The following is a 15,517-nucleotide window of genomic DNA, read 5'->3' on the forward strand; positions in this document are numbered from 1 at the left end:
GTCGACGAGCCGCGAACCGGATGACCGGGTGCCGGAACGGGCCGTGTCACACATCCCCCTAGGGTTTTCGGATTCAGAAATGATAGCGTCAGGGGCGATTTCGATTTACGAAATGAGGACACGTCGTGCGCATCGCTCCGCTCGGGGCCCCGTTCGAGCGGGGCGTGGCCGACGCACTCGCCCCGATGATGCCGCCGGGGGTCCCCCCGATCGCGCTGTTCCGCACGTTCGCCAAGAACCTGCCGATGACCAAGGCGATGCACGCCTGGGGCTCCTACGAGCTGGGCCGCGCTTTGTCCCTCAGCCTGCGCGACCGGGAGATCCTCATCGACCGCACGTGCGTCCGCTGCGGTTGCGAGTACGAGTGGGGAGTTCACGTCAGCTTCTTCGCAGATCGAGCCGGCCTGTCCTCGGATCAAGTCACATCGCTGACGCACGGCAGCCCCGACGACTCCTGCTGGTCCTCGGCGCGGGACCGCCTCCTGGTTCGCGCGGCTGACGCACTCCACGACGACTCCTCGATCTCAGAGTCCCTGTGGGAGCTGCTCGCGGTCGAGTTCGACGAAACGGAGCTGCTCGACATCCTTCTGCTCTGCGGCTGGTACCACGCGATCTCCTTCGCTGCGAACGCCGCTGGAGTCCCGCTCGAGCCGCACGCACCTACCTTCGACAGCGTGAAGGCGCTCGACGGCGCAGGCAGCGCGCGTGACACGTTGAGGCGGGCGAACCTGGATCCGGCCGAGGTGCTCAGGCTGCTTCGGACCACCCTGGCCGAGGATCTGTCTGACGCCGGCGACCTCACGTCGTCGGCGGTGGTACCCGCTGACGCGAACCTTGAGGTCACCTTCACCTCTCGCCAGTCCGGCGTGGCCTGCGGACTCCCGGTGGTGGCCTTGCTCTGTGAAGACGCGGTCGGCCCGTCGGCGAGGTTCACGTCGCTGGTGGCCGACGGAGACGGAATCGCTCCGGGTCAACACCTGGCAACACTGAGCGCTCCGGCCCCTTCCGTGTTGGCGGTGGAACGAACAGCGCTCAACCTCCTGACCCACCTGAGCGGAATCGCCACCGCGACCCGGGCGTGGGTCGACGCGGTCGAAGGCACCGGCGTCACGGTGCGCGACACCCGCAAGACCACCCCGTTGCTCCGCTCGCTGGAGAAGTACGCAGTGAGGTGCGGCGGAGGCACCAACCATCGCCAGGGGCTGTTCGACGAGATCCTCGTCAAGGACAACCACATCGCAGCTGCCGGAGGGATCGCGAACGCGCTCGACCGAGTCGCCGCGGCTCACCCCGGCGCCGCAGTGCCGGTGCAGATCGAGGTGGACACCCTCGACCAGCTCGACGAGGCCCTCGCCCACGGGGCCGACCAGATCATGCTGGACAACTTCGCCGTGAGCGACATGCGTGTCGCCGTGGAACGTGCACGCGGATGTTCGCGCGACGTCCGAATCGAGGCCAGCGGCGGCTTCCGCCTGGGCGATGCCCGCGAGGTCGCGCTGACAGGGGTGGACTCCATCTCCGTCGGCTCCATCACCCATTCCGCGCCGGCGATCGACATCGGCCTTGACGCCTCGATGTCTGCCGGCCGGCAGTGACCGGAGGGCGAAACGGACGGATGTGGCTGCGATCGTGGTCCTGCGACGGCCACTTGTGTCCGTTTCTGCGTGACCACACGCGGCGATCGATCTGCGCGCCCGGACCAGGTGACGAAGAGCCTGGCCTCGCTGCGCGCCCGTAGGGATTCGAACCCCAAACCTTCTGATCCGTAGTCAGATGCTCTATCCGTTGAGCTACGGGCGCCTGTCCACTCGCGAGCGGACCGGTCGAGAATAGCCGAGCGTTGTGATCGATGCCGAATCGGCACCCGTGGGAGCATTGAGGCATGCCCGACTTCGACGCGCAGGACCGCGAGCTCTTCGAGCGCGCCGCGGTGGACCTGTACGACGAGATCGTGCAGGCGGCCGGCATGGCGGCGGAGGACCCGCGGATCTCCGGCAGCGCCGATCGCAAGCAGGCCTTCGACCTGCTGGTGGAGCTGGGACTGGTCCAGCGCGCACCCGGCGACGGCACCTGGCTGCCGGTCGAGCCGAGCACGACGCAGGGCCGGGTGGTGACGCCGCTGGGCACCGAGGGGGCGCGGCTCCTCGACGAGTCGGCGCGCTGGGCGCGGGCGTTCCAGACGCTGGCGCACAGCTGGAAGCGGTCGCCGCAGGCCGAGACCAGCGGCCCGTTCACCTACCTGCACGGCGAGGCGATCAGCCCCTACCTCACCACGATCCTGGGCGAGGCCGAGGAGGAGCTGTTGACCGCGCAGCCGCAGACCGGCCGCGACGCGGCGTCCCTGGCCGCCGCGACGCTGCGCGACATCGAGGCGCTCGAGCGCGGCGTGACGATGAAGACGCTCTACCAGCACAGCGCCCGCCGCAACGCGGTCACGCACAAGTACGTCGCCCAGGTCACCGCCCGTGGCGCCGAGGTCCGCACCCTCGACGAGTTCTTCAACCGGATGATCGTCGTCGACCGGCGGGTCGCCGTCATTCCGGCCGGCGACGACCTGACGACCGCGGTCGCCGTACGCGAGCACTCGGTGGTCGCCTACCTCGTCGACGTCTTCGAGCGCGCCTTCGCGCGCGGCCGGCCGTTCACGAGCAGCGAGACGCCGGTCATGAAGGAGATCGCGTCGGAGCAGCGCGCGATGACGATCCGGATGCTGATCGAGGGCCACGCCGACGCCGTCAGCGCCAAGCGGGTCGGGGTCAGCCCGCGCACCTACGCGGGCTACGTCGCCGAGCTGAAGGAGGAGTACGACGTGGAGACGCGCTTCCAGCTCGGCTACGCGATGGGACGGCTCGGCATCTCCGGCAAGGAGCTTCCGAGCGACGAAGCGGGAGGGGCGGGCTGATCCCGCCGGTCAGTTGTCGTGCGCGACGCGGCAACCGCCGCCGCAGCCCCAGCTGCTGTCCATGGCCTGGCTCGGCGGCGCGGACACTGCGACGAGGCCGACCGCGGTAGCGGTCGCGGCCAGCGTCAGCGCTGCCCGGCGTGCGAACTTCTTCATGGTCCCATCCCCCACTTGTGGTCGGTCGGTGGTTGCATCCTGCACCATTCCCCGCGGAAACGGAACAGCCCCCCGGCAGGTGGTCCATACCGGGGGGCTGTGCTCGCGACCGTGGTCGCGCGGCGGAGGCGGAGGGATTTGAACCCTCGATGGGGTTGTAGCCCCAAACCCGCTTAGCAGGCGGGCGCCATAGACCGGACTAGGCGACGCCTCCATGCCGGCCCAGTTCGGCGTGGCCGGCGGGGGAAAGGTTACTCACACGAGGACGGCCGGGCCGAATCGGGCCGGAGGCAGTACGCCGTGCGTGCTCAGCGGGCGGCGGCGCGCAGGTGGTCCCGTACGTCGCGGGCGAACTCGTCCTTGTCGGCGGCGATCAGCGCGACCGGGACGGTCGTCGTCCGCCCGTCCTTGAGTCGCAGCACCAGGCACTCGACGTCGCGCGGCGCCGCGGCGACCGCCTCCTCGACGTCGGCCCAGCGACCCTCGGAGACGCCCGCCACCCGGATCATCCGGGTGCGGTAGCCGGTCGCGGTCAGCGTCACGACGCTCAGCCGGCTGCGTAGCCACCACGAGAAGCCGATCAGCCCGAGGATGCCGGCGGCGAGCAGCAGCACGAGGTAGTCCAGGCTCCCGCCGAGCACCCCGACGAGGATCGTGGCGACGAGCAGGACGGCGGCGAACGCGACGAGGTAGGCACCCACCAGGCGGGCGAGCACGAGCGGCGCGAGCCGGTAGCTGCTGACGTCGGGAGGGGCGCTCATGGCTCCGAATTCAACTCGACGGACCGGCGGCACCTGGCAGTGGGGGCGGGATTCGAACCCGCGGTAGGTCTCCCTACGACCGCTTTCAAGGCGGTTCCGATCGGCCACTCCGGCACCCCACCCGGCGGCACCGCACCCGGTGCCGACCCCGCGAGTGTAGGAGGTCGCGCCCCTCAGGCCGGCGCGAGCTCGAGCAGCACGTCGCCCTCCTGGACCACGTCGCCCGCCCCGACCTTGATCGCGGTCACCACACCGCCCGTCTCGGCGAGCACCGGGATCTCCATCTTCATCGACTCGAGGAGCACGACCGCGTCGCCCGCGGCCACCGTTGCTCCGACCTCGACGTCGACCGACACGACGTTCGCCACCATCTCCGCCTGGATCGCCAGCGTCGCGCCTGCCATGCCGAGGACGCTAGCCGTTACCGATGGGTACGCCGAGCGGGCGCTCAGAGGAGCGACTGGGTGCGCGCGGGCTCGGGACGCAGGGCGGCCGCCTGCTCCTCGATCCGGCGGCCACGGCCGTGCGTGCCGGTGAGCGCGAGGTCGAGCCGGATCAGCAGCCAGCCGATGATCACGCCGACCACCAGCGCGTAAGCGATGGACAGGCCGACCTCGGTCAGGTCGATGGTCGGGTCGTCCAGGCCGGTGGCGACCCGCGCGGTCGCGGCGACGCCGAACATGCAGACCCACCAGCCCTGCCGGCGGCGGGCGCGCATGTGCCCGCCGTAGACCAGCGCAGGCACGCCGAGCACCGCCATCACCGGTCGCGGGAAGGCCCCGAGGTGCTCCCGGCTCCACGCGACCCAGCCGTCGAGGGTGTCGATCAGGTCGGTCGCGCCGTAGCGGTGCAGCGTCTCGGCGTAGAGCACGATCAGCAGCAGCACGAGGGTCCCCACGGCCACGCCGAGCAGCCCGCGCCGCCCGAGGCCGTGGAAGCCCGCACCGAGCCGGTAGACCACCAGGAAGGCGCCGACCAGCGCGATCCCCAGGACGGCGTACTCGAAGCGGGTCACCCGGATCGCCGGCTCGAAGCCGACCGACGCGAGCGCCCCGAGGGCTGCGACGAGGATCGCCACCACACTCTCCCGCGCCGCGCTGAGGATGCTCTGCGCGGGAACGGTGACCATCACGCCGAGCACCGCGGCGATCGCCGCGGTGGCGACGGCTGCTCCGCTGTGCAGGAAGTCCTGGCTGTTCAGGACGCCGAGCAGGCCGAGGCCGAGGGCGACCAGGCCGAAGATCACCGGCCGTCCGCCGGTCCGCGCGGCCAGCGCCCAGGTGTAGGTGCTCGCCACCGCGACCGCGCCGGCCTTTCCGAGCCAGTCCGGGCCTACCGGCACCATCGCGCACACCAGTGCTGCGGTCTCCGCGGCGAGCAGGACCAGCCAGGCGGCGACGGGAAGGCGGGAGGCCGAGATCCGGGCGACGCGCTCCTGGAGCGGGGAGGCCGAGGCGCGGGACACGGGCGATGAGCCTACAAGCGGCGGTTCGCGAGGGAGGGGTTGGTACGGCGCGCCTCCGCGAGCACGCTGCGCTCGACGACGCCGCTCACGACGACGGGCTCCTCGGCGCTGCCCGCGCCGGTCTCGGCCACGACGTCGCCGAGGGGGTCGGCGACCAGCGAGTGGCCGGTGTAGCGCGGTGCCGGCTGCCCGACCGCCGCGACGTAGACCGTGTTCTCGATGGCCCGCGCCCGCACCAGGGTCCGCCAGTGGTCGGCCTTGCGCGGGCCCGCGACCCAGGCGGCGGGCACGATGATCAGCTCCGCGCCCCGGTCGACGAGGCCACGCGCGAGCTCGGGGAAGCGCAGGTCGTAGCAGGTCATCAGGCCGACCCGCCAACCCGCCAGGTCGACGACCAACGGCGCCAGCGGTCCGGCGGTGAGCCGATCGGACTCGCGGTAGCCGAACGAGTCGTAGAGGTGGATCTTCCGGTAGTCCGCCTCCACCGCGCCCCGCACCAGCAGCGTGTTGAAGGGCCGCTCCGGGTCCTCGCCACGCTCGAACATGCCGGCCACGACCGTCGTACGCCGATCCGCGGCGACGCGCGCGACCTCCTTGGCGAACGGACCGTCGGCCTGCTCGGCGAACTGCGCGACGTCCGAGCCCGCCTCCCCGAAGTCCCGCGCGAACGCCTCCGGGAACACGACCAGGTCGTGGTCCGCAGGGGTCAGTGCCTCGAGCGCGGCGCGGTTCTCGTCCGGGTCGAGCGACGAGGCGGCCTGCACCAGCGCGATGCGGAGCGCTTCCTGGGGCGAGGTCGACGTGGGCGCGGTCACGCCCCCAGTGTGTCGCACCGCGCGGTGCGGGCTGAAAGACTCGGGACCATGATCGAGCCGGGCTTGGTGAGCTTCGTCGCCGTGATCCTCGCGGGCGGCCAGGCGACGCGACTGGGCGGCGCCGACAAGGCGTCGATCGAGATCCACGGCCGCACGCTCCTCGAGCACGCGCTGGACGCCGTGATCGACGCCGCGGAGGTGGTGGTCGTCGGCCCGCAGGTCCCGACCGACCGGCCGGCGACGTTCGTGGTGGAGGACCCGCAGTTCGGCGGCCCGGTGGCCGGGCTGCTCACCGCACGGGACAACTTCCTGCGGAAGACACCGACGATCGCGGTGCTCGCCGTCGACATGCCGCGGATCACGGCCACCACCTTCCGGCGGCTGCACGAGGCGGCCGTCGGCCACGACGGCGCCGTGCTCACCGGGCCGGACGGCCGCCGCCAGCTGGCGTTCGTCGTCGACACCGAGCGGCTCGACGCCGTACGCCCCGACCGCGAGAGCCAGCACGGGATGGCCCTGCACGCGCTGTGGGAGCCGCTCGACCTGGTCGAGGTCCCGGCCGCCGGCACCGAGCACCGTGACATCGACTCCTGGACCGACCTGCGCGATCTGGACTCCTGAAGGATTTTCGCCGGAATCCGCTCTTGCCTGCGGCGCGAACGGCAGCCAATCTGGATGGGTGAACCTCCACGACTGGATCGATGAGCTCAGCGACCTCCTCGACGTCGAGACGGAGGCGGACGAAGCCCTCCTCGGGGACCTCGCCGACATCGCCGTCGAGAACGTCGACCACCACGCCGGACCGGTGACCACCTTCCTGCTCGGGGTGGCGGCCGGCGCGCGCAACGCGGGCCCCGACGCCGTCGAGAAACTGGCCGCACGCGTGCAGGCCCTGGCCGAGGCGTGGGACCGCCCCGCCGACGCGGTCGCGGCCGACGACGACGAGGTCGAGGTGGAGATCGACGACCTCGCCGAGCTGGACCTCGAGGAAGAGGAAGAGTCGGAGACCGAGGACGCCGTCGTCTAGTCGGCGCGAGGTCGTTCGGCGCTGCCCGGCATAGTGGGGCTCATGCGCGCTGTCATCGCGAACGGGGCCGGTGGGCCCGAGGTGCTCTCACTCGGCGAGCTGCCGGACCCGGAGCCGGGCCCCGGCGAGGTGGTGGTCGAGGTCGCGGCCACCGCGATCAACCGCGCCGACCTGCTGCAGCGGCAGGGGTTCTACCCGCCGCCGCCCGGTGCACCGGACACCCTCGGGCTCGAGTGCAGCGGGACGGTCGCCGCGGTCGGTGAGGGCGTGACCGGTCACGAGGTCGGCGACGAGGTCTGTGCGCTACTCGCCGGAGGGGGGTACGCCGAACGCGTCGTCGTCCCGGCGGGCCAGCTCATGCCGGTGCCCGCGGGCGTCGACCTGGTCACCGCGGCCGCGCTGCCCGAGGTCGCGTGCACCGTGTGGTCCAACGTCTTCATGATCGCGGGCCTGCGGCCGGACGAGGTGTTCCTGGTGCACGGCGGAGCCGGCGGGATCGGCACCTTCGCGATCCAGCTCGCGAAGGCCTCCGGCGCCCGGGTGTTCACGACGGCCGGCTCGGCGGAGAAGCGCGAGAAGTGCGTCGAGCTCGGCGCGGAGGTGGCGATCGACTACCACGAGGAGGACTTCGTCGAGGTGGTGCGGCAGCACACCGACGGCAAGGGCGCCGACGTCGTGCTGGACAACATGGGCGCGAAGTACCTCGAGCGCAACGTCTCCGTCCTCGCCGACAAGGGCCGACTGGTGATCATCGGCATGCAGGGCGGCATCAAGGCGGAGCTGAACATCGCCGAGCTGCTCAACAAGCGGGGCGCCGTGATCGCGACCCAGCTCCGTGGCCGGTCCGCGGAGGACAAGGCGGCCATCTGCGCGTCCGTGGTCGAGCACGTCTGGCCGCTGGTCGCCGACGGCACCGTCCGGCCGATCGTCCACGACGTGCTCCCGCTGGAGCGGGCCGCGGACGCGCACCGGATGATCGAGGGCAGCGAGCAGATCGGCAAGGTCCTGCTGCGGGCGTGAGCCCAACCACCGGCCACTAGGCTCGGACCCATGACGGAGAGCACCCCGGAGGAAGGCGAGCAGCGGATCGTGGTCATCGGGCCCGACGGGCAGCCGGTGGCGTCGATGCCCGCTGCGGCCGCTGCAGCGCCCGAGGCCGAGGACGGCGACGAGGACGGCGAGCGCGCCCTCACCGACCTGGTCGAGCAGCCCGCGAAGGTGATGCGGATCGGCAGCATGATCCGGCAGCTGCTCGAGGAGGTGAAGGCGGCGCCGCTCGACGAGGCCAGCCGCCAGCGGCTCGCCGAGATCCACCGGTCCTCGATCGCCGAGCTCGAGCAGGGTCTCGCACCCGAGCTCGTCGAGGAGCTGGAGCGCCTGTCGCTGCCGTTCTCCGAGGAGACGACACCGTCGGAGGCCGAGCTGCGGATCGCCCAGGCCCAGCTGGTCGGCTGGCTGGAGGGGCTGTTCCACGGGATCCAGACCGCGATCTACGCGCAGCAGATGGCCGCCCGGGCGCAGTTCGAGCAGATCCGCCGAGCGCTGCCGCCCGGCATCGCGCCAGGGCCCGGCGGACCGCAGGGCCCCCACCCGCAGCCGCACGACGCCGCGCAGCCGGAGGACCCGTCCGGCGGAGGCATGTACCTCTAGCCGCGAGACTCCTCGTCAGGCCCGGCGGCGGCCGAGCCACGAGAACAGCACCAGGCCGAGGACGCCCAGCAGCGCGAGCGCGATGCCGGGAGCGATCGTCCGGCTCAGCGCCGGCGGCTCGGAGGCACCGCCCGCGGGGTCGGAGAGCACCGGCTCGGCGCTCGGAGCGCTGTCGCCCGCGAGCAGCTGGTCCACCTGGTCGCGCAGCCGCGCGCTCAGGCCGTCGGGCAGCGCGGTCGTCCCGGCGCAGTCGACGGCCATCACCGTGGCCACGTCCTTGCCGCCGCCGCCCGAAGCACCGCCGGTCGGGCTCGGGATGCCGTCCCCGGGGCCGGTCTCGACGTCGGTGGTGAAGAACAGGTAGGTGCTGTCGACCTTCAGCGGCCCGAGCCCGTGCTGCGCCCCGGCGTCGTTGGTGAGGAGCATGACCCGGTCGCCGGAGCCGAGGTCGCCGCGGAAGACCTTGTCCACCCGCACCGTGTGCGTGTAGGTCCGGGGCTTCTTGTGCCCCGAGCGCTTGACCTTGCCCACGTGCGTGGACCGGTCGAGCACCTTCCCGGCGAACACGTCGTCGGCGGCGTCGGCGTACGACTGCAGCAGGGTCGCGTCGAGGTCGTCCGGTGCGAGCTCCATGCACGCGCCGGAACGGGCAGCCGGCGCCGGCTGGGCCGCCCGGGCCGGGGTCGAGGGTCCGGCGAGCGCGACGGTCGGGGCCACCACGAGCAGGGCCACGGCGGTACGGAGCAGGACGGTCACGCGCTCCATCTCACCAGATCGCCGAAGCGGCGGGCCAGCCCGCCTCATCCGGCCTGCCGGCGGACCATGACCAGCTCGCCGTCGGCGGTGGTGCCGCGCAGGTCCGCGAAGCCGCACTTGGCGAGGACCCGGACGCTCGCCCGGTTGTCGGGGGCGACCGAGGCGCGGAGCCGTACGCCGACCCGGTCGGCCTCGGCGGCGAGGGCGGTGAGCGCCTCGGTCGCGAGGCCCTGTCCGCGGGCCGCCTCGACCAGCCCGTAGCCCACCTCGGTCTCGCCGTCGACGGGCGGCCCGAAGCAGCCGATCGAGCCGACCGCGCGGGTGCCGAGCACGATGTGCCGCGGCCCCCAGGTGTCACCCTCGCGGGCCATGGACGCGGCGTCGACGTCGTCGGGCCGGGGATAGTCGGCGTGCCACCGGTCGTCGTGGCGGCGCCCGGCGCGCATGTCCGCAGCCTCGGCGGGCGTGATGACGAAGAGCCGCAGCCGCTCGGTGGCGATCACTGCGGGCAGCTGCGGGGTCATGCCGGGAACCAGCGCGACAGCTCTTGCGCCGCCCCGTCCTCGTCGACGGTGCCCGTCGTGACATCGGCCGCGTCGTGGACGGCCTGCACCGCCTGGCCCATCGCGACGCCGCGCCCGGCCCAGCGCAGCATCTCCAGGTCGTTGCGGCCGTCGCCGATCGCCAGCACGTCGGTGGCGTCGACGCCGAGCTCGGTGGCGACGTACTCGAGGCCGGAGGCCTTCGAGACACCGACCGGGGCGAGGTCGAGCCAGGCCGTCCAGCCGACGACGTAGTCGGTGCCGTGCAGGCCCAGCTCGCCGGCCGTCTGCAGGAAGTCGTCCGCCGTCGCCTCGGGATCGCGGATGATCACGCGGCTCACCGGCATCGACACGATCTCGTCGAGATGGGTGACGATCTGCTCGCCGTCGAGCTCGCCCTCGGGGAACGGCGCGGACACGCGATAGCCGACGCCGCGTTCCTCGATCGCGACCAGCGCGTCGGGGTGCCGCTCCAGGACGGCGCGCACGGCCGGCGCCGCGTCGAAGGTCTCCTCGCGGACGATCTCGAGCGGTGGGTAGCGCACGAGCACCGACCCGTTCGACGCCACGATCCACAGACGGTCGCCCCCCGGCGCCGCGTCGTGCAGGCCCAGGCGGTCGGCGACCACCGTCATCGAGTGCGGCGCGCGGCCGGAGGCGAGCACCACGTGCGCGCCCGCGTCGAGGACGCGCCGCACCGCGTCCTGCACCGCGGGCGCGACCTCCTCGTGCGTGCTCCCGCCGCCCTGGACCCACTTGAGCAGCGTGCCGTCGATGTCGAGCGCGACCAGCTTGGGCTGCCAGCCCTCCCGCACCTCAGCCACCGACGGGCTTGAGTTCCTCGACGCCGCCCATGTAGGGCTGCAGCGCCGCCGGTACGCGGACCGAGCCGTCGGCCTGCTGGTGGGTCTCGAGGATCGCGACGATCGCGCGGGTGACCGCGGTCAGCGTCCCGTTGAGGGTCGCGACCGGGCGGGTCCCGTCGGGGAAGCGGCCGCGGATGTCGAGCCGGCGGGCCTGGAACTCGGTGCAGTTGGAGGTCGAGGTGAGCTCGCGGTACTTGCCCTGGCTGGGGATCCACGCCTCGCAGTCGAACTTCCGGATCGCCGACAGGCCGAGGTCGCCCGCGGCGACGTCGATCACCCGGTAGGCGAGCTCGAGCTTGTCGAGGAACTCCTTCTCCCAGCCGAGCAGCCGCTCGTGCTCGGCGTACGACTCCTCGAGCGTGGAGTAGACGAACATCTCGACCTTGTCGAACCAGTGCACGCGGATGATCCCGCGGGTGTCCTTGCCGTGCGAGCCGGCCTCCTTGCGGAAGCACGGGCTGAAGCTGGCGTAGCGCCGCGGCAGCGTCGCCACGTCGAGGATCTCGTCGGAGTGGTACGCCGCCATCGGCACCTCCGAGGTGCCGACGAGGTACATGTCCTCGCCCTCGATCCGGTAGACGTCGTCGGCCGCCTGCCCGAGGAAGCCGGTGCCCTCCATCGCCCGCGGTCGCACCAGCGACGGCGCGATCACCTGGGTGAAGCCGGCGTTGCGGGCCTGGTCCATCGCCATGTTGACCAGCGCCAGCTCGAGCTGGGCGCCCACCCCGGTGAGGAAGTAGAAGCGGCTGCCGCTGACCTTGGCACCGCGCTCGAGGTCGATCGCGCCGAGCAGCTGACCGAGCTCGACGTGGTCGCGGGGCTCGAAGCCCTCGGCCGCGAAGTCCCGCGGCGTGCCGATGTGCTCGAGCACGACGAAGTCGTCCTCTCCACCGGCCGGCGCCTCGTCGGCCGCGAGGTTGGGGATGCCGGCGAGCGCCGCGCTCCACTCCTCCTCGGCCGCGGCGCGGGCCGCCTCGGCCTCCTTCACCTCGGCGGCGAGCGTCTTCGTGCGGGCGAGCAGGTCCTGCTTCTCCTCCGGCGACGCCTTCGGGATCTGCGACCCGAGCTGCTTCTGCTCCGCGCGCTTCGCCTCGAACGACGCGATCGCCTCCCGCCGCGCCGTGTCCGCCGCGAGCGCCCGGTCCACCACGTCCGCGGACAGCCCGCGCTTCGCCTGGGCGGCTCGGACACGGTCGGGCTCGTCGCGGAGGATGCGGGGGTCGATCATGCCGCTCAGGCTATCCGGGTCCCGGCTCCCGACGCTCACCGGTTTGCCGGGTCGAACCCTCACTTCGAGCACGTCGAACCCTCAGTTGGAGCACGTCGAACCGTCAGTTGGAGCACGTTCACCACTCAGTTCGGTCTCGCGGCGGATGTCCACGCGACAACAACTGCCGGTTGGACGTGCTCGAAGGTCGGGTTCGACGTGCCCGAACTGAGGGTTCGACGTGCCCGAACTGAGTGTTCGACGTGCCCGAACTGAGGGTTCGACGTGCTCGAACTGAGGGTTCGACACTTAGAACGGGGCGATGGGGTCGGGGGGAGGGAAGATGTCGTCGAGCTCGGCGAGGTCGGCGGGGGTGGGGGTCCAGGAGGAGGGGGCGGCGGCGTTGGCGGCGACCTGCTCGGGGCGGGTGGCGCCGGCGATGACCGAGGTGACCGGCTCCTGGGCGAGCAGCCACCCGATCGCCACGGCGACCTCGGACAGGTCGCGGGCCGCGGCGAACTCGGAGTACCGCTTGAGCTCCGGCGAGGTCGCCGTGTCCAGCAGGTGCTGCCGGGTGCGGGACAGGCGCGAGCCCTCGGGGGCGGTGCCGTCGGCGTACTTCCCGGTGAGCAGGCCGTTGGCGAGGGGGAAGTAGGGCAGCAGGCCGAGGCCGAACGCGGTGCAGGCGGGCACCACCTCGTACTCCGCCCGCCGGTCGACGAGGTTGTACTGGCTCTGGCTGGAGATGAACCGCTCGGCGCCGATCTCGCGAGCCACGAAATCCGCCTCGGCGATCTGCCAGCCCGAGCGGTTGGAGTGACCGACGTAGCGCACCTTGCCGGCCCGCACGAGCGCGTCGAGCGCGGCCAGGGTCTCGTCGATCGGGGTCGCGGGGTCCGGGGTGTGGAACTGGTAGAGGTCGATCCAGTCGGTGCCGAGCCGGCGCAGGGATGCCTCGACCGCACGCACGATGTAGCGCCGCGACCCGCGGGCGCCGCCGTCGGGGCCGTTGGTGCCGCTCATGTCCATGCCGAACTTGGTCGCGACCACCACCTCGTCGCGGTGGCCGCGGAGCGCGGCTCCGAGCCGCTCCTCGGACAGGCCGGGCCGCGCGCCGTAGGTGTCGGCGGTGTCGAAGAAGGTGATCCCGGCGTCCAGGGCGGCGCCGACCACCCGGTCGGTGCCGTCCTGGCTCTCGGTCGCCGTGTCCGGCCGTCCGAGGTTGTTGCAGCCGAGCCCGACCGCGGAAACCACGAGGCCGGAGCTGCCGAGCCGGCGGAGAGGCGGGGTCGGGTCCGTGGCGTCGCTCATACCGTGAAAGTAGCGAAGCGGGTCCAACGCCGGTGATCGCCTATTCTCGCGGCGTGCTCGACCGCCCCCGCCGTACCCAGCTGACGTGGGCACTCGCCTTCCTCGCGCTGCTCGCGGCCGTGACCGCCCTGGTCGTGGTCGACCCGGGCTGGCTGGTCGATCTCGACGGACAGGCGCGGCCCGCGGCCGCGTGGGCGGCGGACGAGCACTGGCTCCGGACCCCTCTCGAGGTCGTCGAGCGCGCGCTCGGAACCGTGGCGATGTCGGGCTACACCGTGCTGCTCGTGCTGCTCCTGTTGCTGCGCCGGCACCGGCGTGCGGCGATCCTCAGCGCGGGCATCATGGTGACGACGTCCCTCCTCGACAGCGCGTTGAAGGCCGCGACCGACCGGCACCGGCCACCGTGGCAGGAGCACGGTCACTTCCTCGTCTCCCGTTCCTTCCCGTCGGGGCACGCGTCCGCGTCGGCGGCGCTGGGCGGCGTCGCCGTCCTGCTGGCGGTGATGCTGATCCGCCGGGCCAGCGTCCGGCGGCTGGTGTACGCCGGCGCGGTGCTCCTCGTGCTGGTGGCGTGCACCGACCGCGTGCTGCTGGGCCGGCACTACCCGAGCGACGTCGTCGGCGGGACCCTGCTCGGCGTCACCGTGGTGCTGGTCGGGCTCACCCTCTACAACCCGCTCCCCCGGAGCCACGCCCTGGGCGCCGCGCCGCTGCCGCAGGCGTTCCCCACGAGGGGCAGGCTCGCGGTGGTGCTCAACCCGATCAAGGTGGAGTCCGTCGACGGGTTCCAGTCGATCGTCCGGCAGCTGGCGCTCGAGTCGGGTTGGCAGGAGCCGGCCTGGTACTACACGACCGTCGAGGACCCCGGCACCGGCCAGGCCGAGCAGGCGGCCGTCGAGGGGGCCGAGCTGGTCATCGTCTGCGGCGGTGACGGCACGGTCAGGGAGGTCTGCGCCGAGCTCGCCGGCACCGGCATCCCGGTCGGCATCGTCCCCGCAGGCACCGGCAACCTGCTCGCCCGCAACCTCGACATCCCGCTGTTCATCCGCGCCGCGATCGACATCGCGCTGACCGGTCAGGACCGGGCGATCGACATGGTCGCAGTCTCCGGCGACGGCATCGAGGACACCCACTTCATGGTGATGGCCGGTATGGGCTTCGACGCCGCGATCATGGAGGGCGTCAACGAGGACATCAAGCAGAAGGTCGGCTGGCTGGCCTACGTCTGGTCGGCGCTCAAGGCCCTGATGTTCCCCGCGATGCGGCTCGAGGTCTCGGTCGACGACGGCCCGTTCACGACGCACCGGGCGCGCACGTGCGTGATCGGCAACGTGGGCAGCCTCCAGGGCGGGATGGTGCTGCTGCCGGACGCGGCGATCGACGACGGCACCATCGACGTGGTGCTGCTCTACCCCCGCAAGTTCCTCAGCTGGATCCCGCTCGTGCTGCGTGTGATGAGCCGGCGCGAGAGCAACGCGGGCGAGTCGGTCGCCCGGATGTCCGGGCGCAAGGTCGTCGTACGGGCGACCAGCGAGGTGCCGCGCCAGCTCGACGGCGACACGATCGGGCTCGGCAAGGAGCTGACCATGGAGTGCATCCACGGCCGGCTGCTCGTGCGCGTGCCGCGCTGAGTCAGCCGGCGGCTCGGGCGTGGTCGACCGCCTCGACCTCCTCGGGCGACAGGTCCTGCTCGCTGCGCCAGCCGGCGATGCTCTTCGCGTAGGTGCGGGCCTCGTTGCGGCCGCGGATCGAGGTGAGGACCACGCCGTCGCCGCCGTCGTCGAGCAGCGCGAGCGACCAGGAGAGCCCGCCGCCCATCTCGTCGAACGCGTCGTAGCGGACCACGGCCAGGTGCCGCAGCGCCCCGCCGGCCTCCGCCTTCAGCGCGGCGACCTCGCGGCGCAGCCCGACCAGGTCCGGAGGTACGCCGAGGTCCCCGTCCGGCCGCACCCGCCGCCAGGTGAGCAGTGCGAGGACGCACGCGACGGCGGCGAGCACCAGGGCCAGGAGGGCGAGGGCGACGGCCATGTGCTCACGGTAGGTGTTACGCGTCGGCCAC

At 72.2% G+C, this 15,517-nt stretch carries 18 protein-coding genes and 3 tRNA genes; 7 read left to right on the forward strand and 14 right to left on the reverse strand.

What is annotated here, in order from left to right; genetic code table 11:
• The first annotated feature begins 164 nt into the window (after positions 1-164).
• Positions 165-1,595 (forward strand): carboxylating nicotinate-nucleotide diphosphorylase, encoded by a 1,431-nt coding sequence (nadC, locus tag ABD709_RS10475; RefSeq protein ID WP_344775062.1) that lies wholly within the window; start codon positions 165-167, stop codon positions 1,593-1,595.
• Between the two features lie 132 nt (positions 1,596-1,727).
• On the opposite strand, the gene ABD709_RS10480 is transcribed toward nadC, so the two are convergent.
• Positions 1,728-1,800: transfer RNA gene (locus ABD709_RS10480), tRNA-Arg, on the reverse strand.
• 82 nt (positions 1,801-1,882) lie between these two features.
• On the opposite strand from ABD709_RS10480, the gene ABD709_RS10485 reads away from it, so the two are divergent.
• Complete coding sequence (locus tag ABD709_RS10485) at positions 1,883-2,902, forward strand: LuxR family transcriptional regulator (RefSeq protein ID WP_344775064.1); 1,020 nt, start codon at positions 1,883-1,885, stop codon at positions 2,900-2,902.
• A 9-nt stretch (positions 2,903-2,911) separates the two neighbouring features.
• Here ABD709_RS10485 and ABD709_RS10490 read toward each other — a convergent pair whose 3' ends face one another.
• The 7 genes from ABD709_RS10490 to ABD709_RS10520 all read right to left on the reverse strand — a co-directional run bounded on the left by ABD709_RS10490 (position 2,912) and on the right by ABD709_RS10520 (position 6,099).
• Entirely contained in the window at positions 2,912-3,058 is a 147-nt protein-coding gene (locus ABD709_RS10490) for a hypothetical protein (RefSeq protein WP_344775066.1), read from the reverse strand.
• Between the two features lie 123 nt (positions 3,059-3,181).
• A tRNA-Ser gene (locus ABD709_RS10495) sits at positions 3,182-3,272 on the reverse strand.
• Positions 3,273-3,366: 94 nt separating this feature from the next.
• The gene (locus ABD709_RS10500; RefSeq protein ID WP_344775068.1) at positions 3,367-3,819 is read right to left on the reverse strand and encodes a hypothetical protein; all 453 of its coding nucleotides are present in this window, start codon (positions 3,817-3,819) and stop codon (positions 3,367-3,369) included.
• A 34-nt stretch (positions 3,820-3,853) separates the two neighbouring features.
• Positions 3,854-3,941 (reverse strand) — tRNA-Ser (locus tag ABD709_RS10505).
• Between the two features lie 51 nt (positions 3,942-3,992).
• Positions 3,993-4,223: a biotin/lipoyl-binding carrier protein gene (locus tag ABD709_RS10510; protein ID WP_344775070.1), complete on the reverse strand. Its 231-nt coding sequence runs from the start codon at positions 4,221-4,223 to the stop codon at positions 3,993-3,995.
• A 44-nt stretch (positions 4,224-4,267) separates the two neighbouring features.
• On the reverse strand, positions 4,268-5,284 hold the full coding sequence (locus ABD709_RS10515) for a hypothetical protein (protein WP_344775072.1): 1,017 nt from the start codon (positions 5,282-5,284) through the stop codon (positions 4,268-4,270).
• A gap of 11 nt (positions 5,285-5,295) precedes the next feature.
• On the reverse strand, positions 5,296-6,099 hold the full coding sequence (locus ABD709_RS10520; protein WP_344775074.1) for a carbon-nitrogen hydrolase family protein: 804 nt from the start codon (positions 6,097-6,099) through the stop codon (positions 5,296-5,298).
• A 48-nt stretch (positions 6,100-6,147) separates the two neighbouring features.
• Between ABD709_RS10520 and mobA the strand changes: the two genes are divergently transcribed.
• The 4 genes from mobA to ABD709_RS10540 are packed head-to-tail and all read left to right on the forward strand — an operon-like array spanning position 6,148 to position 8,776.
• Positions 6,148-6,720, forward strand: a complete 573-nt coding sequence (gene mobA, locus ABD709_RS10525; protein WP_344775076.1) for a molybdenum cofactor guanylyltransferase — start codon at positions 6,148-6,150, stop codon at positions 6,718-6,720.
• Between the two features lie 58 nt (positions 6,721-6,778).
• The gene (locus ABD709_RS10530) at positions 6,779-7,126 is read left to right on the forward strand and encodes a DUF6457 domain-containing protein (RefSeq protein ID WP_344775078.1); all 348 of its coding nucleotides are present in this window, start codon (positions 6,779-6,781) and stop codon (positions 7,124-7,126) included.
• A gap of 42 nt (positions 7,127-7,168) precedes the next feature.
• Positions 7,169-8,146 (forward strand): NAD(P)H-quinone oxidoreductase, encoded by a 978-nt coding sequence (locus ABD709_RS10535; protein WP_344775080.1) that lies wholly within the window; start codon positions 7,169-7,171, stop codon positions 8,144-8,146.
• Positions 8,147-8,176: 30 nt separating this feature from the next.
• The gene (locus ABD709_RS10540) at positions 8,177-8,776 is read left to right on the forward strand and encodes a bacterial proteasome activator family protein (RefSeq protein ID WP_344775082.1); all 600 of its coding nucleotides are present in this window, start codon (positions 8,177-8,179) and stop codon (positions 8,774-8,776) included.
• Positions 8,777-8,791: 15 nt separating this feature from the next.
• On the opposite strand, the gene ABD709_RS10545 is transcribed toward ABD709_RS10540, so the two are convergent.
• The 5 genes from ABD709_RS10545 to ABD709_RS10565 form a co-directional block, all read right to left on the reverse strand.
• Positions 8,792-9,532, reverse strand: coding sequence for a hypothetical protein (locus ABD709_RS10545; RefSeq protein ID WP_344775084.1), 741 nt, complete (start codon positions 9,530-9,532; stop codon positions 8,792-8,794).
• Between the two features lie 44 nt (positions 9,533-9,576).
• Positions 9,577-10,056 carry a GNAT family N-acetyltransferase gene (locus ABD709_RS10550; protein ID WP_344775086.1) on the reverse strand — a complete coding sequence of 160 codons (480 nt, stop codon included), beginning with the start codon at positions 10,054-10,056 and terminating at the stop codon, positions 9,577-9,579.
• Positions 10,053-10,898, reverse strand: coding sequence for an HAD family hydrolase (locus ABD709_RS10555; RefSeq protein ID WP_344775088.1), 846 nt, complete (start codon positions 10,896-10,898; stop codon positions 10,053-10,055). Before ABD709_RS10555 ends, ABD709_RS10550 begins: the two co-directional genes overlap by 4 nt.
• Positions 10,891-12,168 (reverse strand): serine--tRNA ligase, encoded by a 1,278-nt coding sequence (gene serS, locus ABD709_RS10560; protein ID WP_344775090.1) that lies wholly within the window; start codon positions 12,166-12,168, stop codon positions 10,891-10,893. The genes ABD709_RS10555 and serS overlap by 8 nt, the downstream gene beginning before the upstream one ends.
• Positions 12,169-12,456: 288 nt before the next feature.
• Positions 12,457-13,458, reverse strand: coding sequence for an aldo/keto reductase (locus ABD709_RS10565; protein ID WP_344775092.1), 1,002 nt, complete (start codon positions 13,456-13,458; stop codon positions 12,457-12,459).
• A 53-nt stretch (positions 13,459-13,511) separates the two neighbouring features.
• On the opposite strand from ABD709_RS10565, the gene ABD709_RS10570 reads away from it, so the two are divergent.
• A complete protein-coding gene (locus ABD709_RS10570) occupies positions 13,512-15,089 on the forward strand; it encodes a bifunctional phosphatase PAP2/diacylglycerol kinase family protein (RefSeq protein ID WP_344775094.1) in 1,578 nt (525 codons plus the stop codon).
• A 1-nt stretch (position 15,090) separates the two neighbouring features.
• Here ABD709_RS10570 and ABD709_RS10575 read toward each other — a convergent pair whose 3' ends face one another.
• On the reverse strand, positions 15,091-15,486 hold the full coding sequence (locus tag ABD709_RS10575) for a DUF4446 family protein (RefSeq protein ID WP_344775096.1): 396 nt from the start codon (positions 15,484-15,486) through the stop codon (positions 15,091-15,093).
• Between the last annotated feature and the right edge of the window lie 31 nt (positions 15,487-15,517).

The organism is Nocardioides panacisoli (assembly GCF_039537325.1).
Classification (GTDB): Bacteria; Actinomycetota; Actinomycetes; order Propionibacteriales; family Nocardioidaceae; genus Nocardioides; species Nocardioides panacisoli.

Excerpts from the sequence above, each read along its gene's own strand:
- ABD709_RS10485 (WP_344775064.1), top strand. The coding sequence starts at position 1,883 with ATGCCCGACTTCGACGCGCAGGACCGCGAGCTCTTCGAGCGCGCCGCG.
- ABD709_RS10490 (WP_344775066.1), bottom strand. The coding sequence starts at position 3,058 with ATGAAGAAGTTCGCACGCCGGGCAGCGCTGACGCTGGCCGCGACCGCT.
- ABD709_RS10500 (WP_344775068.1), bottom strand. The coding sequence starts at position 3,819 with ATGAGCGCCCCTCCCGACGTCAGCAGCTACCGGCTCGCGCCGCTCGTG.
- ABD709_RS10510 (WP_344775070.1), bottom strand. The coding sequence starts at position 4,223 with ATGGCAGGCGCGACGCTGGCGATCCAGGCGGAGATGGTGGCGAACGTC.
- mobA (WP_344775076.1), top strand. The coding sequence starts at position 6,148 with ATGATCGAGCCGGGCTTGGTGAGCTTCGTCGCCGTGATCCTCGCGGGC.
- ABD709_RS10535 (WP_344775080.1), top strand. The coding sequence starts at position 7,169 with ATGCGCGCTGTCATCGCGAACGGGGCCGGTGGGCCCGAGGTGCTCTCA.
- ABD709_RS10540 (WP_344775082.1), top strand. The coding sequence starts at position 8,177 with ATGACGGAGAGCACCCCGGAGGAAGGCGAGCAGCGGATCGTGGTCATC.
- ABD709_RS10550 (WP_344775086.1), bottom strand. The coding sequence starts at position 10,056 with ATGACCCCGCAGCTGCCCGCAGTGATCGCCACCGAGCGGCTGCGGCTC.
- serS (WP_344775090.1), bottom strand. The coding sequence starts at position 12,168 with ATGATCGACCCCCGCATCCTCCGCGACGAGCCCGACCGTGTCCGAGCC.
- ABD709_RS10565 (WP_344775092.1), bottom strand. The coding sequence starts at position 13,458 with ATGAGCGACGCCACGGACCCGACCCCGCCTCTCCGCCGGCTCGGCAGC.
- ABD709_RS10575 (WP_344775096.1), bottom strand. The coding sequence starts at position 15,486 with ATGGCCGTCGCCCTCGCCCTCCTGGCCCTGGTGCTCGCCGCCGTCGCG.